Origin of the sequence: Citrobacter portucalensis, from assembly GCF_002042885.1 — a bacterium.
GTDB classification, from domain to species: domain Bacteria; phylum Pseudomonadota; class Gammaproteobacteria; order Enterobacterales; family Enterobacteriaceae; genus Citrobacter; species Citrobacter portucalensis.
On record NZ_MVFY01000001.1, the window covers coordinates 370,030 to 393,774 of the forward strand.

The window sequence follows — 23,745 nt, forward strand, 5'->3', positions numbered from 1 at the left end:
CAGGCCACATACGATCATAAAGAGCGCCAGGGACGGTTATTCAAAAAAGAGTGAGTGACATGGAAAACGAAACCAAAAAACTGCGTTCCCTTTACATCCCCTACGCTGGCCCGGTACTGCTGGAATTCCCTTTACTGAATAAAGGGAGCGCCTTCAGTGTGGAAGAACGCCGTAACTTCAACCTGCTGGGGTTACTGCCGGAAGTGGTCGAGACGATTGAGGAACAGGCTGAACGCGCCTGGATCCAATATCAGGGATTCAAAACCGAAATCGACAAACATATTTACCTGCGCAACATCCAGGACACCAACGAAACCCTGTTTTACCGACTGGTGCATAATCACCTGGATGAAATGATGCCAGTTATCTATACCCCAACGGTCGGCGCGGCCTGTGAGCGTTTCTCTGAGATTTATCGTCGTGCGCGCGGCGTGTTTATCTCTTATCAGAACCGCCACAATATGGACGATATCCTGCAAAACGTCCCTAACCACAATATCAAGGTCATCGTTGTCACCGATGGCGAACGTATTTTAGGTCTTGGCGATCAGGGGATCGGCGGGATGGGTATTCCAATCGGTAAACTGTCGCTATATACCGCATGTGGCGGAATTAGCCCGGCCTATACTCTTCCGGTGGTACTGGACGTGGGGACCAACAACCAGCAACTGCTGAACGATCCGTTGTATATGGGCTGGCGCAATCCGCGTATCACTGATGATGAATACTACGAATTCGTTGATGAATTCATCCAGGCCGTGAAGCATCGCTGGCCGGACGTGCTGTTGCAGTTTGAAGATTTCGCCCAGAAAAACGCTATGCCACTGCTGACCCGTTATCGTGATGAAATTTGCTCGTTTAACGACGATATTCAGGGCACCGCGGCGGTTACTGTCGGTACGCTGATTGCGGCTAGCCGCGCGGCCGGTAGCCAGTTGAGCGAACAGAACATCGTCTTCCTCGGCGCAGGTTCCGCCGGTTGCGGGATCGCCGAGCAGATCATTGCGCAGATCCAGCGTGAAGGTCTAAGCGAAGAAGCGGCGCGTCAACGCGTATTCATGGTCGACCGCTTCGGCCTGTTAACAGACAAAATGCCGAACCTGCTCTCCTTCCAGACCAAACTGGTGCAAAAACGCGAAAATCTCCAGCATTGGGATACCCAAGAAGATGTGCTGTCGTTGCTCGATGTGGTCCGCAACGTTAAGCCGGATATCCTGATTGGCGTTTCCGGACAAACCGGCCTGTTTACCGAAGAGATCATCCGCGAAATGCACAAGCATTGTCCGCGTCCGATCGTCATGCCGTTGTCCAACCCCACTTCCCGTGTTGAAGCTACACCACAGGATATTATCGCCTGGACCGAAGGTAACGCGCTGGTTGCGACCGGTAGTCCGTTCGCACCGGTACTGTGGAAAGATAAAATTTACCCAATCGCCCAGTGTAACAACGCCTATATCTTCCCGGGTATCGGCCTGGGTGTGATTGCGTCTGGCGCGTCGCGCATCACTGATGAAATGCTGATGTCGGCAAGTGAAACGCTGGCGCAGTATTCACCGCTGGTGCTCAACGGTGAAGGTCTGGTGCTACCGGAACTGAAAGATATTCAGACCGTTTCTCGCGCCATTGCCTTTGCCGTCGGTAAAATGGCTCAGCAGCAAGGTGTGGCAGTGAAAACCTCCGCCGAAGCGCTGCAACAGGCGATTGACGATAATTTCTGGCAGGCAGAATATCGCGACTACCGTCGTACTTCTATTTGACGGTTTGCCCGGCGGCACACTGCTGCCGGGCGTTCAACACTTGCGCTTTTGCGTAACTTACGATTACACTTTCACCACCGATTAACATTCTGAAAAACAAAAGGAGGATACTTATGCTGTACTGTGAACGTTTTATCGTTTCACATGCTTTTGGCGATCGCCAGTGCTCAAGCGTTATCGGTATCGTGCTGCGATAACTTCTGCTTGAGCGAAGCTAACTTCTAAATCCCCTTCTCTCGGGCTTACCGGGTTATCGTCAGCGATGTTTGACGAGGCGTTTTCACGCCTGTAACTCTTGAGTAAGCAACAATGAGCACATTACTAACCGCACAATCCTTACACGTTGATACGGCATTCGGCACGCTATTCGACGATCTTTCCTTTACCCTGAAAAAAGGCGACCGCATCGGGCTTATCGGTTACAACGGCTGCGGCAAAAGCACGCTGTTAAAACTGCTCGATGGCACGATCTCGCCCACCAGTGGGGCAATCTCGCAGGCGAATCACTGCCATCTCGCGCGTGTAGAACAACATCTACCTGACGATATACTGCCGCTTACGCTGCAGGAAGCCGTTCTCGCTCAACTTCCCGAGCATGAACGCGCAGCTCAGCAGTGGCGGGTTGAAGCACTGCTTGCCGAAATGGGTTTTACGCCAGAGAATTTATCTCTTACAGCGCAAACGTTGAGCGGTGGCCAGCACACGCGCTTGCTATTAGCGCGGGCACTGATGCGTAATCCTGACCTGCTGCTGCTGGATGAACCGGGTAACCACCTGGATTTGCCTACATTACTGTGGCTTGAGCAGTTCTTACAGAACTGGTCTGGCAGTTTTGTGGTGGTCTCCCACGACCCGCAGCTGCTGGACGCGGTGACTCACGGAACCTGGATCTTGCGCGATCGCACCCTGCATGCCTTCGATCTACCCTGTAGCGCGGCGCGTCAGGCTCTGGCAGAAAGAGATGTCAGCGATGCTCTGCGCCACAAGGCTGAGCAAAAAGAGATAGACCGGGTGACTGCCAGCGCCAAACGGCTGGCTACCTGGGGGCGGGTCTACGACAACGAAGATCTCTCCCGCAAGGCCAAGCAGATGGAAAAACAGGTACAGCGCCTGAAAGAGGTGCAAACAGAAGTAACGTCAGGAAGTCAGTGGACACTAACATTGCAGGGTGATGCCCTGCGTGCAGATCGTTTGCTGGAGATGACCAATCTGTCTGTAGCCCCTGCTCCCGGTGCAGATACACTGTTTTCCATTGCCGGTATCCGGTTAAAAAGCGGCGATCGCGTGGCGATTGTCGGGCGTAACGGTTGCGGGAAATCATCGCTGTTAAGGCTTATCTGGCAACAGTTTCAGTCACAGCTGGCATCGCCTTCATTGGTGTTACACCCGCGCGTTACCCTGGGTTATTACGACCAGACGCTGCATCAGCTTGCCGATAACGATTCATTGTTTGACGCGCTGGAAGCGTTTGCCCCGCAGCCAGAGATTCGCAAGATGGCGCTGATTAGCGCGGGATTTCCGTGGGTTCGTCATGCGCAGCGAGTCAGCACGTTAAGCGGCGGTGAGCGCTCCCGGTTACTATTTGTTGGGCTGACGCTTGCGCGCTACAGTCTGCTGATGCTCGATGAACCGACCAACCATCTGGATATGGAAGGCAAAGAGGCGCTGGCAGAAACGCTACAAAGCTATAACGGCGGCGTGTTGCTGGTCAGTCACGACCGGCAGCTTATCAGCCAAAGCTGCAACCGGTTCTGGCTAATCGACAATGGCGAACTCAGTGAATGGCACGATCTGGAGGCGGTCAATGCGCGTATTCGGGAAACGTCCGCGGAGATAACCGTTCCCAAAACGGCGGTCGAAGCGAAAACTGAAATAAGCGGTGACAGCGATAGATTGCTGGAACAACTTCTCGATCTGGAGCAGCGTCTGGCCGACGATCTCGCCCGCAAGCCGAAACATCAAAAACCGTTGTTACAGGCGCAATGGCGTAAAGAGATTGAACGTCTGAACGCACAACTGGAGTAACCTTTATTGCCGGATGGCGCAAGCTTATCCGGCCTACATCAGCAAAATGTGCGTGTAGGCCAGCCATCCGGCAATTCTTGCGTGACGCTTTCCAGTTATTCCCCTTCTCCCTTTTTCTTTTTGCACATTCGCCGCACAATTTTAAATATCGCAATCTTGGTGTTGCGTTTAACGGAACATTGATGGTAGTGTTCCTCTTGAAGGAACAAGGATGATACGGATGATCATGAACTTCAGGCACAAGGGATTGCGCGATTTGTTTCTTCATGGACGAACATCAGGCGTTATGGCGAAACATGTCCGACGATTACGCCGTTATTGATGCGGCAAGCAAGGTTACAGATATCAATATGCCCGGTTATAAGCTACATCCTCTGGTGGGTGAACGCGACGGCATATGGGCAATTTCTGTTTCAGGTAACTGGCGTATTACGTTTGAATTCGTCAATGGCGACGCGTACATACTGGATTACGAGGACTATCATTGATGAAGATGGCAAATCATCCCCGTCCTGGGGATATCATTCAGGAAGCGCTGGAAGAACTCAATGTCAGCCTGCGCGAGTTTGCCAGAGCTATGGAGATTGCACCGTCAACGGCAAGTCGACTATTAACCGGGAAAGCGGCTCTGACGCCTGAGATGGCGATTAAACTCTCCGTAGTGATTGGCAGTTCACCCGAAATGTGGTTAAACCTGCAAAATACCTGGAGTCTGGCAGAGGCCCAAAAAAGCGTGGATATTTCACGTCTGCGTAAGCTGGCGGTACAGTGATATAAATGCCGGATAAACTTTTGTCATCCGGCATACCATTTATTGCTGCGGTTTTTTCTCTTTCCAGGCATCCCAGGCCTGTTTGATCTCTTGCTTTGCCGTAGCGGCGTCATTGAAACCGTTTAATTCGACCTTCTTGCGCCCTTCCGGCAGATCTTTGTACACGCGGAAGAAAGATTCCAGACGTTGAACTTCAATCTTGGGCAGATCGCTTAACTCTTTGATGTCGTCATAAGTGGGGTCAATTTTACTGGCCGGAACGGCGACAATTTTGTCGTCCTTTTCACCGCCGTCGATCATCTTCAGGACGCCAATAGCGCGCAGCTTAATCAACGTTCCCGGAGCAAGCGGCGCACGGGTATAAAAAATGACGTCCAGCGGGTCACCGTCACCGGCTAAAGACTGGGTGAGTGAACCGTAGTTGGCGGGATAGGCAACCGGCATTGACTGGAAGCGATCGGCAACGATAAAACCGGTTTTGGCGTCGGTTTCATATTTAATCATTCCACCTGCAGGAATTTCGGTTACGGCATAAAACTCTTCCGGGTTGTTCTCCGGCTGAGGAAATTCGAGGATGTTCTGTGCCTGAGCTGAAGCACAAAGAAACACGCTGACTGCGAGTAATTTTTTCACCAGATGCATTGTCTTTTAACTCTTCTATTATCGGAAAGACAACACCTTACGTTCAGCAGATGACAGAAACATGACGTTTTTTTGGCAAAAAAATGGCGCTACCGATGTAGCGCCATTGCGTAGAGGGAACATCAGGGATTAGTTAACCCCCTCCTCGCTCTCTTTTTTCGCTTCTTGTCTTTCAACTTCGCGATACCAACGTGGGTGATGTTTCTTCGCCCAACGACGGCTCACTTTCCCTTCGACCATGCCTTTAATCGATCCTTTCACCCAGAACGCCATATACATATGGATGAGGATGGCGTGCATCAGGATAATCCCCGCAGCCGCATGGATCAGCAGGCTATAGCGCACGACCTGCATCGGGAAGAACTGCGCAAAGTACGGACGCCAGATAATGATACCGGTAATCAGCAGCACGAAAATCATGCTCATAATCGACCAGAACATCATTTTCTGCCCGGCGTTGTATTTGCCCACATCCGCCACTTTGTGTTCATTGCCTTTCAGTACTTCCACAATGTTTTTCAGCCACGGAATATCTTTCTTATCCGGGATGTTGTGGTGCACAAAGCGTACAAACATGAACATCAGTGCCACGAAGATCAGTATGCCGAAGAACGGGTGCAAAATGCGTCCCATCTGCGGCGTACCGAAGGTTTGCGTCAGCCATTGCAGAGTCGGGAAGAAAAATGAAATCCCCGACAGCGCTACCAGGAAGAAGCAGATCACCACCGTCCAGTGACAGGCGCGGTCGATAAATTTCGTGCGCACAATCATTTTCGACTTACTCATGATGATCCTCCTCGTCGTCGTCCACTTCCTTATTCGGACCAATACCAATGTAGTGGTAAATCAGTCCGGCGAAGGTGGCGATAAATCCGGCAGCGGCCAGCGGCTTCAGCGCCCCTTTCCACAGATTGATAGAGGTATCTATCTGCGGGTCTTTTGGCAGGCCGTGATACAGTTCAGGCTGGTTGGCATGATGCAGAACGTACATGACGTGCGTGCCGCCCACACCTTCCGGGTTGTAAAGACCGGCATGTTCAAAACCGCGTGCCTTCAGTTTGGCCACACGCTGTTCACCCATTTCCAGCATTTCCTGCTTGGTGCCGAAATGTATTGCCCCGGTCGGACACGTTTTCACGCAGGCAGGTTCCTGCCCGACGCTGACACGGTCCACACACAGCGTACATTTATACACGCGGTTATCCTCTTTATTGAGGCGCGGAATATTAAATGGACACCCGGCAATACAGTAGCCGCAGCCAATGCAGTGCTCTGACTGGAAATCGACAATCCCGTTGGCGTACTGGATGATGGCCCCGGCAGACGGGCACGCCTTCAGGCAGCCCGGATCTTCACAGTGCATACAGCCGTCTTTACGAATCAACCACTCCAGCTTGCCGTTCTGTTCGGTTTCGGTAAATCGCATCACCGTCCAGGACTTGGCGCTGAGATCGGCGGGGTTGTCATAAACCCCGACGCAGTGGCCGACTTCATCGCGGATATCGTTCCACTCTGAACATGCCACCTGACAGGCCTTACAGCCTATGCAGGTGGAAACGTCGATCAGCTTCGCGACCTCTGCTTTGTAATCACGAGCCTGAGGTGGCGGCGTGATGGAGTTTGTTGCGGACCGTTTGATGATGTCCTGCGTTTCCATAGACATATGTTCGCCTCCCTTACGCCTTCTCGATGTTAACTAAAAACGCTTTGTATTCCGGCGTTTGCGAGTTTGCATCACCGACGTTCGGCGTCAGGGTGTTGGCGATAAAGCCTTTACGCGCGACTCCTTCAAAGCCCCAGTGGATTGGGATCCCAACCGTTTCTACCTGCTGACCGTTGACGTTCAGGGTACGCAGACGACGAGTGACCACGGCAACTGCGCGAATAAATCCACGTTTGCTGCTGACTTTCACGTGATCGCCGTTGTTGATCCCCTTCGCTGCCGCCAGCGTTTCGCTGATTTCCACAAACTGCTCCGGCTGGGCAATCGCATTCAACAATGCGTGCTTGGTCCAGGTATGGAAATGTTCGGTCAGACGATAGGTCGTCCCGACGTACGGGAAGTCCTGTTTCGTGCCCATACGAAGTTTATCCGCCTCGTACAGACGCGCTGCCGGGTTGGAGATCACATTCGGGTGCAGCGGGTTAGTGCCCAGCGGCGTTTCCATCGGCTCGTAGTGTTCCGGGAACGGACCTTCCGCCATCTTATCGATAGCAAACAGACGCCCCAGCCCTTCCGGCTGCATGATAAACGGATTGGTGCCACTGCCCGGTGCCGCGGTATTGAAGTCCGGGATATCGTTCCCCGTCCACTTCGTACCGTTCCACTGGATAAGCATGCGTTTTGGATCCCACGGTTTACCCTGCGGATCCGCCGAAGCGCGGTTATACAGCACGCGACGGTTTAGCGGCCATGCCCAGGCCCAGCCCAGCGTATTCCCGAGACCTGACGGGTCGGCGTTATCGCGATTGGCCATCTGGTTGCCCTGCTCGGTCCAGCTACCGGTATAAATCCAGCAGGATGATGACGTAGAACCATCATCGCGCAGCAGCGCAAAGCTGTTGAGCAACTGACCTTTTTTCGCAACCAGCACGCCGTTGGCATCATAGAGATCTTCCAGCGCATAGCCGTTGTTCTCTTTCGCCACTTCTTCGGAATGCGGTTCGTCCGGCTGCTTATAGTTCCAGCTCATTTTCAGAACGGGTTCTACAGCTTTACCGCCTTCAGTGCGATACATGTCGCGCAGGCGGTGGTAAATACCGGCAAGGATCTCGCCGTCGTTGCGTGCTTCTCCAGGGGCATCCTGACCTTTCCAGTGCCACTGCAGCCAGCGGCCGGAGTTGGCGATGGAGCCGTCTTCTTCCGCAAAGCAGGTAGAAGGCAAACGGAAGACTTCGGTCTGAATCGACGCAGGATCAACGTCGTTTGATTCACCGTGGTTCTGCCAGAACGTTGAGGTTTCGGTCACCAACGGATCGATAACCACCAGATACTTCAGTTTGCTGAGGCTCTGCACCACTTTGTTTTTGTCCGGGAAGGACGCAACAGGGTTAAAGCCCTGACAGATGTAGCCGGTGACTTTCCCGCTATCCATCATGTTGAAGTATTTAATGACGTCGTAGGACTGATCCCACTTCGGCAGCCACTCAAAGCCCCAGTCATTTTCTTTCTGCGCTGCATTGCCGTAGAAAGATTTCATCAGGCTGACGAAGAACTTCGGATAGTTGCCCCAGTAGTTAACCTGATCGGCCAATGTCGCTTTTGGCGTGTTTGCGGCCAGATAGGTTTGCAGGTCTGTCTGTTTCTCTGACGGCAGCGTCAGGTAGCCCGGCAGGCTGGTAGAGAGCAGACCTAAGTCGGTTAGCCCTTGAATGTTGGAGTGACCGCGCAAGGCGTTGACACCGCCACCTGCCATCCCCATGTTGCCGAGCAGCAACTGGATCATCGCCATGGTGCGGATGTTCTGTGCCCCGACGGTATGCTGAGTCCAACCCAGCGCGTACAGGAACGTGGTGGTGCGATCGGCTGCACTGGTGGAAGCCAGCACTTCGCAGACTTTCAGGAAGTCTTCTTTCGGCGTACCACAAATGTTTTCCACCACATCCGGCGTGTAGCGGGAAACGTGCTGTTTTAGCAGGTTCCAGACACAGCGAGGATGGCTTAACGTTTCATCGCGTTTCGCGTAGCCGTTTTCATCGAACTGGTAGTTCCAGGACGATTTATCGTATTGGCGTTTTTTCGCGTCATACCCGCTGAACAGACCGTCTTCAAAAGCATAGTCATCCCGCACCAGCAGGCTGGCGTTGGTGTAATGCTTAACGTATTCAGCGTTAATTTTGTTGTTTTCAATCAGGTACAGCAAGACGCCGGACAGGAACGTAATGTCCGTGCCGGAACGAATTGGCGCATAGATATCCGCCACCGAAGCTGTACGTGTAAAACGAGGGTCAACAACAATCAGCGTGGCATCATTGTTGTTTTTGGCTTCCATCGCCCAGCGGAATCCCACTGGATGTGCTTCAGCGGCGTTACCACCCATCACCATCACGACGTTAGCGTTTTTAATATCAACCCAGTGGTTGGTCATCGCACCGCGACCAAATGTTGGAGCAAGACTTGCTACCGTTGGTCCGTGTCAGACGCGCGCCTGGTTGTCTACTGCCAGCATGCCGAGTGAGCGCACAAATTTTTGCGTCAGCATACCGGTTTCATTACTTGCCGCAGATGCACACAGCATCCCGGTTGAAAGCCAGCGGTTTACCGTTACGCCCTGCTCATTCTTCTCAATAAAGTTGGCGTCACGGTCAGTTTTCATCAGCTTCGCGATACGGGTGAATGCTTCATCCCAGCTGATACGCTGCCATTTGTCGGAACCTGGTGCACGGTATTCCGGGTAACGCAGACGGTTTTCACTGTGCACGTAATCCAGTAATCCTGCGCCCTTAGGACATAATGCCCCACGGCTCACCGGATGATCCGGATCCCCTTCAATATGGTAAATCGACTCTTTGGCGTTTTTTGCTCCATCTCCCAGGCTATACATTAATAGCCCGCAACCTACGGAACAGTATGTGCAGGTGTTTCGGATCTCTTTGGCGCGTAAAAGCTTATAGTTTCGCGCCTGAGCCAGTGCCATTTTGGGTGCAAAACCCAGAGCAGCTACTGTTGTTCCCGCCATACCGCCCGCGCAGATTTTAAAAAATTGTCTGCGGCTGACGTCCATTGCTTTCCTCTTTTTTGCAGGGATTCGTACAGGACATCTCTCAAATCGCGCCAGCGCGGCATAATTGAAAGATGACATGTACAACTTCGCGACGAAACTATCAGCTATATCCATATTTTTTTTGCGTCAAATCAATAACGAAACGGTTCCGCTACTAAATAGTGCACTTTGTTTAACCTTTGTACCTATAAGGGGGTAGATAAAAGGTAATTAGTTAGCGCGCTACGGTGTAAAAGTGCTATAAATTTCAGCTTAAATTTTTACCAGCACCATGGACAGACAATCAGAATGACAAAACATAAAGCGACGTTAATTGGGCTCATTGCCATCGTGCTCTGGAGCACGATGGTCGGGCTAATGCGTGGGGTAAGTGAAGGACTGGGTCCTGCAGGTGGCGCAGCAATGATTTTTTCGTTAAGTGGCCTGTTGCTGATTTTTACCGTTGGCTTTCCGAATATCAGAAAAATTCCTGTGCGTTATTTAATCGCGGGTAGCGTGCTTTTTGTTACCTATGAAATATGTTTAGCGCTGGCTCTCGGTTATGCGGCTACTCGTCACCAGGCTATTGAAGTCGGTATGGTCAATTATCTCTGGCCGAGTCTGACGATATTGTTTGCTATTTTATTTAATGGTCAAAAAACAACCTGGCTGGTGATCCCTGGATTAATTATCGCACTGACCGGGGTTTGTTGGGTATTGGGTGGCGAAAATGGCCTTAATCCTGGTGAAATTATAAACAACGTTGCCAGCAGCCCGCTGAGCTATTTCCTCGCCTTTCTTGGCGCATTTATCTGGGCAACGTATTGCACGGTGACCAATAAATACGCAAAAGGCTTTAACGGTATTACCGTATTCGTTTTACTAACGGCTGCAAGTTTGTGGGTTTACTATTTTATGACTCCGCAACCAGAAATGATTTTCAGCACTTCGGTGAGTATTAAAATGTTCTCGGCGGCATTAACGTTAGGATTTGCCTATGCGGCGTGGAATATTGGCATTTTGCATGGCAACGTGACCATCATGGCCGTAGGTTCCTATTTTACCCCAGTGCTATCCTCCGCTCTGGCTGCTGTGTTACTCAGCGCCCCGTTGTCGCTATCTTTCTGGCAGGGTGCATTGATGGTTTGTGCGGGTTCGCTACTTTGCTGGTTGGCAACACGCCGCGCCTGAAAAAAATCCGGGTTTTATCGCGCAAATCTAAAACCCGGCTACACTGTAATCAAATTAATGAATAATAAATGTTCATTCCACTTGTGGTTTATGTTTATTTTTGTTTAATTTAATGTTAAATAATTGGTGATTAATCAACTCCCGAAAATATTGCATGCTTATCTATATTCCTCAGTATGTATATATTATACCTGCGTGACTAACGCCATTTAAACCATAGACGGCACAATAGTCCCCTACGTAAATATACCCATTCAGATTTGTCACATATAAAGATTAATACAATCAGCTATATTATGTAGATCTGGATCACACAAATTCAAATATTTCGCAATATTATGAAACTTATTATTGAACTTATACCACTGCGTCATTTAAAAATAGTTTGCCATTGACGAACCCCTTCGTTTAGCAATGGTTTAGGAAACACACCAAGAAAAAATTATAAGGATTATTTAGAATGAAACTTAAATTAGTTGCAGTGGCAGTGACTAGCCTGTTGGCGGCAGGTGCGGTAAACGCAGCTGAGGTATATAACAAAGACGCAAACAAACTGGATATCTACGGTAAAGTTCACGCTCAGCATTACTTCTCTGACGACAACGGCAGCGATGGCGACAAAACCTACGCGCGTCTGGGCTTCAAAGGCGAAACTCAGATCAATGACCAGCTGGTTGGTTTTGGTCAGTGGGAATATGAATTCAAAGGTAACCGTACTGAATCCACCGGTGGTTCCAACAGCGACAAAACTCGTCTGGCATTCGCTGGTCTGAAATTCGCTGAATACGGTTCTTTCGACTACGGTCGTAACTACGGCGTAGCATACGACATCGGCGCATGGACCGACGTCCTGCCTGAGTTCGGTGGTGATACCTGGACCCAGACTGACGTATTCATGACTGGCCGTACTACTGGCGTTGCAACCTACCGTAACACCGACTTCTTCGGTCTGGTTGAAGGTCTGAACTTTGCTGCTCAGTACCAAGGCAAAAATGACCGTGACAACCTGAAAGAAGCTAACGGTGACGGCTTCGGTCTGTCTACTACTTATGAGTACGAAGGCTTCGGCGTAGGTGCTACCTATGCGAAATCTGACCGTACCGACAAACAGTCTGTAGGTAACGGCGGTTTCATGGCTTCCGGTAAAAACGCTGAAGTATGGGCTGCTGGTCTGAAATATGATGCGAACAACATCTACCTGGCAACCACCTACTCCGAAACCCGCAACATGACCACCTATGGTGGCTCCGGTGTTACTGGTATTGCAGATAAAGCACAGAACTTTGAAGCTGTTGCTCAGTACCAGTTCGACTTCGGTCTGCGTCCGTCCATCGCTTACCTGAAATCCAAAGGTAAAGACATCAACGGTTACGGCGACCAGGATCTGGTTGAATACGTAGACCTGGGTGCTACTTACTACTTCAACAAAAATATGTCCACCTTCGTTGATTACAAAATCAACCTGCTGGATGACAACAACTTCACCAATGCAGCGAAAGTGTCAACTGACAACATCGTGGCTGTTGGTCTGAACTACCAGTTCTAATTTTGTTGTAGTCTGAATACAAAGCCAGTCCTCCAAGGGCTGGCTTTTTCTCTTAATGTAGACTCGGTCATAAGGAGTATGCCGTGCAGACATTCACTGGTCGTTGTCTTTGCGGACAGAGTCATTTTACCGTTGACGTCGAAATGCTGGATGTCTATGCCTGCCACTGTACGCTGTGTCAGAAATGGTCAGGCGGCATCGCCATGTATCTGGAAGCCAGCGCTCACCCGCTGATGTCGCCAGAATCGGCAGAACCTTCGCACTTTCCTTCTTCAAATCGTGGTGAACGGTTCTTCTGTTCCGGCTGCGGATGCCCACTGTGGTTTACGTTGACGGACAGCGATCGCTACTTTATTCCATGGACACTTCTGGAACTTAATGAGGTAGATCGCCGCCGCCTGATATTAGCGGCAGAGATCTATACGGAAACGCAACCTGCGTTCTGGAGACTGACGGGGCAATACGCTCGACTGAGTGGGAAAGAAGTCGAAGAGATGGATTACCCCTGTCATTTAGCTCACTAGTTATTAACGTTGTACCTTTGCCAGACTGAACCACATTCCTATCGCTAATATGATAAGCATGCTGCCGGCGCTGCTTAAGGCCACGCTATGTGACCAGGTGAACGCTTCTCTGGCAGCCGTCAGCAATGCCTCACTCAGTGACGACGGGAGCGAGTGCGCCAGTTGTACCGCCTCCCCCATTGACGATGTGGCTCGTTCTACTTCCTGCGGATTAAGTCCGGCTGGCGGCAGAATCGATGCAGAAAAGCTACGACTCAGCAGTAAGCCAAAGATAGCGATCCCAAGTCCTGCCCCTAGTTCATAAGCCATTGTCTCGATGGCGCCAGCGGCCGCGGCTTTTTCCGCCGGCGCTGCTGCCATGATGGCCGCCGTTGAAGCCAGGAGCGCACTGGCGGCGCTGAAGCCGAGCAAAGCCATCAACATCCAGGCTTGTATCTGTTGGCTACTGAAATCCGTCATCGCCAGGCCGTAAAAACTGACGGCGCTCAGTGCCATGCCCGCCGTTGCCACACAACGTAATCCCAGGCGTGAAACCAACATACCGGCAATCGGTCCGCTGAAACCACTTGCCAGCATCACAGGCAGCATGAACAATCCAGCCTGATACGGTGTTAAACCGTGAACAAACTGTAGTTCCTGAGCCATCAGCAACTCAAAACCCACCAGCGTTATCATCGCGGTCATCGCCATCACTACACCGCTCAAGATAATGCGATGCGTGAACAGACGCATATCAATCATCGGGCGAGCTGCCGCAAGCTGGATACGGACAAACTGCCACAACAGTAAAGCGCCGGTTAACAGCGTCAGGGCGATGGCAACGGTCGCCGTATGCCCTTTCAGCGCGGTTTTAGCGCTGTAAACCAACAGCAGAATGGCAACAATCAGCATTATCGCATGACCAAAATTTAACGATTGATCGCGACGTCCAGCCTGACGCGGCACTAAGCGTGCGGTTAAAGCCATTACCACCAGGACAATCGGCACATTAATTAAGAATACGGACCCCCAGTAGAAGTGCTCCAGCAGCATCCCGCCAACCAGTGGGCCAAACGCCGCACCGCCGGAACCGACCGCCGCCCAGACGCCGAGCGCCATATTTCGATGCCGTTGCTCAGAGAACGTGGCGCGAATACCCGCCAGCGTTGCCGGAACAATCATCGCCGCGCCAATCGCCAATACCGCCCGGGTGGCAATCAGCCAGCTTGCGCTATGAGCAAAAGCGGCCGCCAGCGATGCGAGACCAAATAATCCACCGCCTAACAGCAGCAGACGTTTAAAGCCGATGCGATCGCCCAGCGCACCCATTGGCAATACCATTCCGGCCATTACCAGGGAATAAATATCAATGATCCACAGCAGCTCGTTACCACTGGCACCCAGCGTCATACTCAGCGTGGGCGCGGCAACGTGCAGCACCGTTGCATCAATCGCAACAGGGATGTAGACCAGCACAATAATGACTAACGTTAACCACTGACGAAACATAAAACTCCCTAACGAAACCAAAACTGGACACATGTCCAGCTTTAGCGATCCTACGGAAAATTGAACATATGTCCAACTTTTTGTTAGACTGCGATCTATACGGGTACAGGAGGAATGATGAGCTATCTAAATCGGGATGAACGTCGGGAAGTAATTCTGCAGGCGGCAATGCATGTCGCACTTGAAGAAGGATTTTCCGCCATGACGGTTCGACGCATTGCTGCAGAGGCTCACGTCGCGACGGGCCAGGTACATCACCATTTCGCCTCTGCCGGCGAACTCAAATCCCAGGCATTTGTGCGCCTTATCCGCACTCTACTTGATGCCGAACTGGTCAGCGAAGACGCCAGTTTCCGTGAGCGACTGCATGCGATGCTAGGCAGTGAAGATGGTGGTCTGGAACCCTATATTAAGCTATGGCGTGAAGCACAGGTTGTTGCGGGTAAAGATCCGGAAATTAAAAGCGCCTACCTGTTGACCATGCGAATGTGGCACGAAGAAACCGCCAACATCATTACACAAGGACAGAAAGCCGGTGAGTTCTCATCCGCGCCTGATGCCGCCGACGTCGCATGGCGCTTAATCGCATTAGTCTGCGGCCTGGATGGTATGTACATATTAGGTATTGAGGAAATGGCCGATCCTGCATTCGATCGTCATCTTGATCGTATGATAACGCAGGAGTTATTTATTTAATGTAATAGATGGATTAACAATACATCTTTTATGTTTACAATTGGTAACACTTAAGCAACGTGTAATTCTCCCATCACGCCGCGTTATTGCGCTTTTTTATCTATTCTTTCAGTCAATATTCCTAAAACTTTTCAATAGTTTCTAAAAAGAAGCCGCGCGGCGCTGCATGCGTTTATTTCTTTTTCATGAACGGCATGTGCATGGAGAATAATATGTCATCATCAAATGAGAAAAATAATCGTTATCTTTTAACTGACTGGAAACCAGAGAACCCCGGCTTTTGGGAAAATAAAGGCAAGCACATTGCGCGCAGAAACCTCTGGATATCAGTGAGTTGCCTGCTTCTTGCGTTTTGCGTTTGGATGCTGTTCAGTGCCGTAGCCGTCAATCTGAATAAAATTGGTTTTAATTTCACCACCGACCAACTGTTTTTATTAACGGCATTGCCATCTCTTTCTGGTGCAATATTACGCGTACCCTACTCCTTTATGGTACCTATATTTGGTGGTCGTCGCTGGACCATTTTTAGCACGATTATTCTGGTTATTCCCTGCGTCTGGCTCGGATTTGCCGTGCAAAATACCGCTACTCCGTTTGGAGTATTTATAGTCATTGCGCTGATGTGCGGATTTGCAGGCGCTAACTTTGCCTCCAGCATGGGCAATATCAGCTTTTTCTTCCCCAAAGCGAAGCAAGGCAGCGCGTTAGGCGTTAACGGTGGTCTCGGCAACCTCGGCGTCAGCGTGATGCAGTTGATCGCGCCACTGGTGATCTTTCTGCCCATATTTACCTTTTTGGGCGTACAGGGCGTACCGCAAGCTGACGGCTCGTTATTGTCGCTGGCCAATGCAGCATGGATATGGGTGCCGTTACTGCTGATAGCCACCGTGGCAGCGGGCATGGGAATGAACGACATTGCCAGCTCGAAGGCCTCAATTGCCTCTCAGTTGCCGGTCCTCAAGCGTTTTCATCTGTGGTTATTAAGTCTGCTGTATCTCGCCACCTTCGGTTCATTTATCGGTTTTTCGGCAGGCTTTGCCATGCTGGCGAAAACCCAGTTCCCCGACGTGAATATCCTGCAACTGGCGTTCTTCGGCCCCTTCATCGGCGCGCTTGCACGATCGGCGGGTGGTGTTATCTCTGACAAGTTTGGTGGTGTGCGTGTCACCTTAATTAACTTCATCTTTATGGCACTGTTCAGCGCCCTGCTGTTTCTCACTTTGCCCGGCTCGGGCGAAGGTAGCTTTATCGCGTTTTACCTGGTGTTTATGGGCTTGTTCCTGACCGCGGGTCTGGGCAGCGGTTCAACCTTCCAGATGATTGCGGTGATCTTTCGCAAAATCACAATTTATCGGGTGAAGCTGCATGGTGGTACCGAAGAACAGGCTCAGCGGGAAGCGGTAACCGATACCGCCGCCGCCCTGGGATTTATTTCCGCTATTGGCGCAGTGGGGGGCTTCTTCATTCCTAAAGCGTTTGGCTCATCGCTGGCGTTGACCGGCTCTCCGGTGGGTGCCATGAAAATATTCCTCGTGTTTTACATCGTCTGCGTGCTGGTGACCTGGTTGGTCTATGGCCGTAAATCACAAAAAAAATAACAAAATGGATACCGCAGGATCGGACATTTAGGTAGGTCGGATCAGGCCTGGAGTTCGATTCACCGTCGGCAATATTATCGAAGCAGGAGTTATGTCATGAGTAAACTGTTAGACCGCTTTCGCTACTTTAAACAAAAGGGCGATACGTTTGCCGAGGGGCACGGGCAAGTGATGCACACCAACCGGGACTGGGAAGACAGCTATCGTCAGCGCTGGCAGTTCGACAAAATTGTGCGTTCTACCCACGGCGTTAACTGTACCGGCTCATGCAGCTGGAAGATCTACGTTAAAAACGGGCTGGTGACCTGGGAAACGCAGCAAACCGACTACCCGCGTACTCGTCCTGACCTGCCAAATCATGAGCCCCGTGGCTGTCCACGCGGCGCCAGCTACTCGTGGTATCTCTATAGCGCTAACCGCCTGAAATATCCCCTGGTGCGTAAACGCTTAATCGAATTGTGGCGCGACGCCCTCTCCCGCCAGCCCGATCCGGTGCTGGCCTGGGAATCCATTATGAACGACCCGCAAAAATGCCAGAGCTACAAGCAGGTACGCGGGCGCGGTGGATTTATCCGTTCGAACTGGAAAGAGCTTAATCAGCTGATTGCTGCCGCCAACGTCTGGACGGTGAAAACCTACGGCCCGGATCGCGTGGTCGGCTTCTCCCCGATCCCGGCGATGTCGATGGTTTCCTATGCCGCCGGCACTCGCTATCTCTCGCTAATCGGCGGAACATGTCTGAGTTTCTATGACTGGTACTGCGACTTACCGCCCGCGTCACCGATGACCTGGGGCGAGCAGACCGACGTTCCTGAATCCGCCGACTGGTATAACTCCAGCTATATCATCGCCTGGGGTTCTAACGTGCCGCAGACTCGTACCCCGGATGCGCACTTTTTCACAGAAGTACGCTACAAAGGCACCAAGACGATTGCCATTACGCCGGATTACTCGGAAGTCGCCAAACTGTGCGATCAGTGGCTGGCACCCAAACAAGGAACAGACAGCGCGCTGGCAATGGCGATGGGCCACGTCATCCTGAAAGAGTTCCACCTCGACAATCCCAGCGATTATTTCCTCAATTACTGTCGTCGCTATACCGACATGCCGATGCTGGTTTTACTGGATGCCCGCGAAGATGGCAGCTACGTGCCTGGACGCATGATGCGTGCTTCAGACCTTGTCGATGGTCTGGGCGAAAGCAACAATCCAGAGTGGAAAACGGTAGCCTTTAACAGCGCTGGCGAACTGGTTGTCCCGAACGGATCTATCGGTTTTCGCTGGGGGGAAAAAGGCAAATGGAACCTGGAACCACTGGCGGCTGGCGCTGAAACTGAACTTTCTCTTTCGCTGCTTGGTCAGCATGATGAAGTGACCGGCGTGGCATTCCCCTATTTTGGCGGCAACGAAAACCCACATTTTCGCAGTGTAAAACAAGAACCGGTGCTGATCCGTCAACTGCCGGTAAAACATCTTACCCTCGCTGACGGTAGCCGTTGCCCGGTGGTGAGCGTCTATGATCTGGTGCTGGCGAATTATGGCCTCGATCGTGGTCTGGATGACGTTCATAGCGCGCAAGATTACAGCGAAGTGAAAGCCTACACCCCGGCCTGGGGCGAGCAAATTACCGGTGTGCCACGCCGTCATATCGAACAGATCGCCCGTGAGTTTGCCGATACGGCGCACAAAACGCATGGCCGTTCGATGATCATTCTCGGGGCTGGCGTCAACCACTGGTATCACATGGATATGAACTACCGTGGGATGATTAATATCCTGGTGTTCTGTGGTTGTGTGGGACAAAGCGGCGGCGGCTGGGCGCACTATGTGGGTCAGGAGAAATTACGACCGCAAACCGGTTGGTTGCCGCTGGCCTTTGCGCTGGACTGGAACCGACCACCGCGTCAGATGAACAGCACTTCGTTTTTCTATAACCACTCCAGCCAGTGGCGTTATGAAAAACTCACCGCGCAGGAACTCCTCTCTCCGCTGGCCGACGCGTCGAAGTTTAGCGGACATTTGATTGACTTTAACGTGCGGGCTGAAAGGATGGGCTGGCTGCCGTCTGCGCCGCAGCTTAACCTCAACCCTTTGACTGTTAAAGCAAAAGCCGAACAAGCAGGGCTATCTCCTGCGCAATACACCGCACAGGCGCTGAAGTCAGGTGATATTCGTTTTGCCTGCGAACAGCCAGATAACGGCAAAAACCATCCGCGCAACCTCTTCGTCTGGCGCTCTAACCTGCTCGGCTCCTCCGGTAAAGGGCATGAATACATGCTCAAATATTTGCTGGGTACCGAAAGCGGGATCCAGGGGGAAGCGCTCGGTTCAAGCGAGGGTATTAAACCTGAAGAGGTTGAATGGCAGTCGGCGGCGATAGAGGGCAAGCTCGATCTGCTGGTCACGCTCGATTTCCGTATGTCCAGTACCTGTTTGTTCTCCGATATCGTTCTGCCAACCGCTACCTGGTATGAAAAAGACGATATGAATACCTCGGATATGCATCCGTTTATTCACCCGTTGTCTGCGGCGGTTGACCCGGCATGGGAATCGAAGAGCGACTGGGAAATTTATAAAGGCATCGCCAAAGTATTTTCTGAGGTTTGCGTCGGACACCTTGGACAAGAAACGGATGTGGTATTGCAACCGCTGCAACACGACTCTCCGGCAGAGCTGGCGCAGCCGTTTGACATTCAGGACTGGCGCAAAGGCGAATGCGATCTCCTCCCGGGCAAAACGGCACCGAATATCGCCGTGGTGGAGCGTGACTACCCCGCCACCTACGAACGCTTTACTTCACTTGGCCCGCTCATGGACAAACTCGGTAACGGCGGGAAAGGTATTGCGTGGAATACCCAGGCGGAAGTCGATTTCCTCGGCAAGCTGAACTACACCAAGCGCGAAGGCCCGGCAAAAGGCCGCCCGCTGATTGACACCGCGCTGGATGCCTCTGAGGTGATCCTTGCCCTGGCACCGGAAACAAATGGTCAGGTGGCGGTGAAAGCCTGGGAAGCGCTGGGGGCGATGACCGGACGCGACCATACGCACCTGGCGTTGAACAAAGAAGACGAAAAGATCCGTTTTCGCGATATCCAGGCGCAGCCGCGCAAAATCATCTCCAGCCCCACCTGGTCCGGGTTGGAAAGTGAACATGTTTCCTATAACGCAGGCTATACCAACGTCCACGAGCTGATCCCATGGCGTACTCTGTCCGGTCGCCAGCAGCTGTATCAGGATCACGCGTGGATGCGAGCGTTCGGTGAAAGTCTGGTGGCGTATCGTCCACCTATCGATACCCGCAGCGTCAGTGAAATGCGCGAGGTTCCGCCTAACGGCTTCCCGGAAAAAGCGCTCAACTTCCTGACGCCGCACCAGAAATGGGGGATCCACTCCACCTATAGCGAAAACCTGCTGATGCTGACGCTGTCGCGCGGCGGACCGATTGTCTGGATCAGTGAAACCGATGCCAAAGAGCTGGGCATTGAGGATAACGACTGGATCGAAGCCTTCAACGCCAACGGTGCGCTCACCGCGCGTGCAGTGGTGAGTCAACGCGTGCCACCGGGAATGACCATGATGTATCACGCTCAGGAGCGAATCATGAATATCCCTGGCTCAGAGGTGACCGGGATGCGCGGCGGGATCCATAACTCGGTGACCCGCGTCTGCCCGAAACCCACGCACATGATAGGTGGCTATGCGCAGCTGGCATACAGCTTCAACTATTACGGTACGGTCGGCTCTAACCGCGATGAGTTCATCATGATTAGAAAAATGAAAAATATTAACTGGCTGGATGATGAAGGTCGCGATCAGGTACAGGAGGCAAAAAAATGAAAATACGCTCACAGGTAGGCATGGTTCTTAATCTGGATAAGTGCATCGGCTGCCACACCTGCTCCGTCACCTGTAAAAACGTCTGGACCGGGCGTGAAGGGATGGAATATGCGTGGTTTAACAACGTCGAGACTAAACCGGGGATTGGTTATCCAAAAAACTGGGAAGATCAGGAAGAGTGGCAAGGCGGCTGGGTTCGCGATGTTAACGGCAAGATAAGACCGCGTCTGGGCGGTAAGATGGGCGTCATCACCAAAATTTTCGCCAACCCGGTAATCCCGCAAATCGATGATTACTATGAGCCGTTTACCTACGATTATCAGCATCTGCATAGCGCGCCGGAAAGCAAGAATCAGCCCACCGCGCGTCCGCGTTCGCTGATCGATGGTAAGCGGATGGACAAGATTATCTGGGGTCCAAACTGGGAAGAACTGCTCGGCGGCGAATTTTCAAAACGCGCCCGCGACCGTAACTTCGAGAAGATGCAAAAGGAGATGTACGGCCAGTTCGAAAACACCTTCATGATGTATTTACCGCGCCTGTGCGAGCACTGCCTGAATCCAAGCTGTGTCGCCACCTGCCCAAGCGGTGCTATCTACAAGCGTGAAGAAGACGGCATTGTGCTGATCGACCAGGATAAATGTCGCGGCTGGCGCTTGTGCATCAGCGGCTGTCCGTACAAAAAAATCTACTTTAACTGGAAGAGCGGTAAGTCAGAGAAGTGCATTTTCTGCTATCCGCGTATTGAGTCTGGCCAGCCGACGGTATGTTCGGAAACCTGCGTTGGACGTATCCGTTATCTCGGCGTATTGCTGTACGACGCCGACCGCATCGAAGAAGCGGCCAGCACCGAGCATGAGACCGATCTCTATGAGCGTCAGTGCGATGTATTCCTCAATCCGCACGATCCGGCGGTTATTGAAGAGGCGTTAAAACAAGGTATTCCGCATAACGTCATCGAAGCGGCCCAACGTTCGCCAGTCTACAAAATGGCGATGGACTGGAAGCTGGCGCTGCCGCTGCACCCGGAATATCGCACCCTGCCGATGGTCTGGTATGTACCGCCATTGTCACCGATTCAGTCGGTCGCCGACGCGGGCGGACTGCCGCACAATGGCAACATTTTGCCGGCGGTTGAGTCGCTGCGAATTCCGGTTCAGTACCTCGCCAACATGCTCAGTGCGGGTGATACCGGTCCGGTGCTGCGCGCGCTGAAACGTATGATGGCCATGCGCCACTATATGCGTGCGCAAACAGTGGAAGGCGTGACGGACACCCGCGCGATTGAGGAAGTAGGTTTGACCGTTGAGCAGGTTGAAGAGATGTATCGCTATCTGGCCATCGCCAACTATGAGGACCGCTTTGTGATCCCGACCAGCCACCGTGAAATGGCGCGCGATGCCTTCCCGGAGAAAAACGGCTGCGGATTTACCTTCGGTGACGGCTGCCATGGCTCAGATACCAAATTCAACCTGTTTAACAGTAGCCGTATCGATGCAATCGACATCACCGAAGTGCGCGATAAAGCGGAGGGTGAATAATGCAAATCCTGAAGGTTATCGGCCTGCTGATGGAATATCCCGACGAGCTGCTGTGGGAGTATAAAGACGACGCGCTGGCGCTTGTGGCCAGCGATGCCCCCATGCTTACCGAATTTAGCCAGGGATTGCTCAATGCGCCACTGCTGGATAAACAAGCGGAATGGTGCGAAATCTTTGACCGGGGCCGGGCCACCTCTCTGCTGTTGTTTGAGCACGTGCACGCCGAGTCCCGTGACCGGGGTCAGGCGATGGTTGATCTGCTGGCGCAGTATGAAAAGGTCGGGCTACAGCTCGACTGCCGCGAACTACCGGATCATCTGCCGTTGTATCTGGAGTATTTGAGCGTGTTGCCGGAGGACCAGGCCAAAGAAGGACTGCAGAACGTTGCTCCGATTCTGGCTCTGTTGGGCGGGCGCTTAAAACAGCGCGGTACGCCATGGTATCAACTGTTTGACGCCCTGCTGCTGCTTGCCGGAAGCCCTCTTTCAAGTGACAGTGTCACTAAGCAGGTTGGTGCTGAAACCCGCGATGATACCCGTCAGGCGTTGGATGCGGTGTGGGAAGAGGAACAGGTGAAGTTTATCGAGGATAACGCCACCGCCTGCGACAGTTCACCGTTACAAAACTATCAACGACGCTTTAGCCAGGACGTGGCGCCGCAGTATGTCGACGTCAGCGCGGGAGGCCCGAAATGATACAGTACCTGAACGTCTTTTTTTACGATATCTACCCGTACCTGTGCGGTACGGTGTTTATCCTCGGCAGTTGGCTACGCTATGACTACGGGCAATACACCTGGCGCGCCTCTTCCAGCCAGATGCTGGACAAACGCGGCATGGTGCTGTGGTCAAACCTGTTCCACATCGGCATTCTGGGGATCTTTTTCGGTCACCTGTTCGGCATGCTAACGCCGCACTGGATGTATGCCTGGTTCCTGCCGATTGCGGTGAAACAACAGATGGCGATGATTGCCGGTGGGCTTTGTGGCGTACTGACGCTGGTTGGTGGCGCAGGTTTGCTGGTGCGGCGTCTGACCAACCCGCGCATTCGTGCAACGTCTTCCACCGCTGATATTCTGATCCTTTGCGTTCTGCTGATTCAGTGTATCCTCGGCTTAACCACCATCCCGTTCTCCGCACAGCATCCTGACGGCAGTGAAATGCTGAAACTGGTTGGTTGGGCGCAGTCAGTGGTGACCTTCCAGGGCGGCGCATCTGCACATCTGGATGGCGTGGCGTTGATTTTCCGTGTGCACCTGGTTCTGGGGATGACTATCTTCCTGCTATTCCCGTTCACCCGTCTGGTCCACGTATGGAGTGCGCCGTTTGAGTACTTCACTCGCCGCTATCAAATAGTGCGTTCCCGCCGATAATTGAACTCTGATGCCCGGTAGCGCTTGCGCTTACCGGGCCTGCATCGCTATCC

General features: G+C 52.2%; 16 protein-coding genes and 2 pseudogenes. 13 read left to right on the top strand and 5 right to left on the bottom strand.

Annotation, left to right across the window (positions count from 1 at the left end):
- Positions 1–59 precede the first annotated feature (59 nt).
- The 4 genes and pseudogenes from maeA (at position 60) to BZK40_RS01850 (ending at position 4,554) form a co-directional block, all read left to right on the top strand.
- Positions 60–1,757 (top strand): malate dehydrogenase, encoded by a 1,698-nt coding sequence (maeA, locus tag BZK40_RS01835; protein ID WP_003833011.1) that lies wholly within the window; start codon positions 60–62, stop codon positions 1,755–1,757.
- A 309-nt stretch (positions 1,758–2,066) separates the two neighbouring features.
- On the top strand, positions 2,067–3,782 hold the full coding sequence (locus tag BZK40_RS01840) for an ABC-F family ATP-binding cassette domain-containing protein (RefSeq protein WP_079934050.1): 1,716 nt from the start codon (positions 2,067–2,069) through the stop codon (positions 3,780–3,782).
- A 220-nt stretch (positions 3,783–4,002) separates the two neighbouring features.
- Positions 4,003–4,270 (top strand): annotated as a pseudogene (locus BZK40_RS01845) (type II toxin-antitoxin system RelE/ParE family toxin).
- Positions 4,270–4,554: a HigA family addiction module antitoxin gene (locus tag BZK40_RS01850; RefSeq protein ID WP_003833018.1), complete on the top strand. Its 285-nt coding sequence runs from the start codon at positions 4,270–4,272 to the stop codon at positions 4,552–4,554. The pseudogene BZK40_RS01845 and the gene BZK40_RS01850 overlap by 1 nt, the downstream one beginning before the upstream one ends.
- A gap of 41 nt (positions 4,555–4,595) precedes the next feature.
- Here BZK40_RS01850 and BZK40_RS01855 read toward each other — a convergent pair.
- The 4 genes and pseudogenes from BZK40_RS01855 to fdnG all read right to left on the bottom strand — a co-directional run.
- A pseudogene (locus BZK40_RS01855) lies at positions 4,596–5,196 on the bottom strand (inorganic diphosphatase); the annotation flags it as partial.
- A 129-nt stretch (positions 5,197–5,325) separates the two neighbouring features.
- On the bottom strand, positions 5,326–5,982 hold the full coding sequence (gene fdnI, locus BZK40_RS01860) for a formate dehydrogenase-N subunit gamma (RefSeq protein WP_003020054.1): 657 nt from the start codon (positions 5,980–5,982) through the stop codon (positions 5,326–5,328).
- Complete coding sequence (gene fdnH, locus BZK40_RS01865; protein WP_003833024.1) at positions 5,975–6,859, bottom strand: formate dehydrogenase N subunit beta; 885 nt, start codon at positions 6,857–6,859, stop codon at positions 5,975–5,977. Before fdnH ends, fdnI begins: the two co-directional genes overlap by 8 nt.
- A 13-nt stretch (positions 6,860–6,872) precedes the next feature.
- Positions 6,873–9,920 carry a formate dehydrogenase-N subunit alpha gene (gene fdnG, locus BZK40_RS01870; protein ID WP_095533095.1) on the bottom strand — a complete coding sequence of 1,016 codons (3,048 nt, stop codon included), beginning with the start codon at positions 9,918–9,920 and terminating at the stop codon, positions 6,873–6,875.
- A gap of 288 nt (positions 9,921–10,208) precedes the next feature.
- Here fdnG and yddG point away from each other — a divergent pair, with 288 nt between their 5' ends.
- The 3 genes from yddG to BZK40_RS01895 all read left to right on the top strand — a co-directional run bounded on the left by yddG (position 10,209) and on the right by BZK40_RS01895 (position 13,160).
- On the top strand, positions 10,209–11,090 hold the full coding sequence (gene yddG / locus BZK40_RS01880) for an aromatic amino acid efflux DMT transporter YddG (RefSeq protein ID WP_057069223.1): 882 nt from the start codon (positions 10,209–10,211) through the stop codon (positions 11,088–11,090).
- A gap of 460 nt (positions 11,091–11,550) precedes the next feature.
- Positions 11,551–12,636 (top strand): porin OmpD, encoded by a 1,086-nt coding sequence (gene ompD, locus BZK40_RS01890; RefSeq protein ID WP_048214180.1) that lies wholly within the window; start codon positions 11,551–11,553, stop codon positions 12,634–12,636.
- Between the two features lie 83 nt (positions 12,637–12,719).
- Positions 12,720–13,160: a GFA family protein gene (locus BZK40_RS01895; protein WP_003833032.1), complete on the top strand. Its 441-nt coding sequence runs from the start codon at positions 12,720–12,722 to the stop codon at positions 13,158–13,160.
- A 3-nt stretch (positions 13,161–13,163) separates the two neighbouring features.
- On the opposite strand, the gene BZK40_RS01900 is transcribed toward BZK40_RS01895, so the two are convergent.
- Positions 13,164–14,648, bottom strand: coding sequence for an MFS transporter (locus BZK40_RS01900; RefSeq protein WP_079934051.1), 1,485 nt, complete (start codon positions 14,646–14,648; stop codon positions 13,164–13,166).
- 117 nt (positions 14,649–14,765) lie between these two features.
- On the opposite strand from BZK40_RS01900, the gene BZK40_RS01905 reads away from it, so the two are divergent.
- From BZK40_RS01905 to narI, 6 genes are all read left to right on the top strand, one after another.
- Positions 14,766–15,344 (top strand): TetR family transcriptional regulator, encoded by a 579-nt coding sequence (locus tag BZK40_RS01905; protein WP_048214178.1) that lies wholly within the window; start codon positions 14,766–14,768, stop codon positions 15,342–15,344.
- Positions 15,345–15,556: 212 nt separating this feature from the next.
- Positions 15,557–16,942, top strand: a complete 1,386-nt coding sequence (locus BZK40_RS01910) for a NarK family nitrate/nitrite MFS transporter (RefSeq protein WP_057068225.1) — start codon at positions 15,557–15,559, stop codon at positions 16,940–16,942.
- A gap of 96 nt (positions 16,943–17,038) precedes the next feature.
- Positions 17,039–20,779, top strand: a complete 3,741-nt coding sequence (locus BZK40_RS01915; RefSeq protein ID WP_008784806.1) for a nitrate reductase subunit alpha — start codon at positions 17,039–17,041, stop codon at positions 20,777–20,779.
- Positions 20,776–22,320, top strand: coding sequence for a nitrate reductase subunit beta (gene narH, locus BZK40_RS01920; protein WP_008784807.1), 1,545 nt, complete (start codon positions 20,776–20,778; stop codon positions 22,318–22,320). Before BZK40_RS01915 ends, narH begins: the two co-directional genes overlap by 4 nt.
- Positions 22,320–23,015 carry a nitrate reductase molybdenum cofactor assembly chaperone gene (gene narW / locus BZK40_RS01925; protein WP_079934052.1) on the top strand — a complete coding sequence of 232 codons (696 nt, stop codon included), beginning with the start codon at positions 22,320–22,322 and terminating at the stop codon, positions 23,013–23,015. The genes narH and narW overlap by 1 nt, the downstream gene beginning before the upstream one ends.
- Positions 23,012–23,692, top strand: a complete 681-nt coding sequence (gene narI, locus BZK40_RS01930; protein WP_003833047.1) for a respiratory nitrate reductase subunit gamma — start codon at positions 23,012–23,014, stop codon at positions 23,690–23,692. The genes narW and narI overlap by 4 nt, the downstream gene beginning before the upstream one ends.
- Positions 23,693–23,745 lie beyond the last annotated feature (53 nt).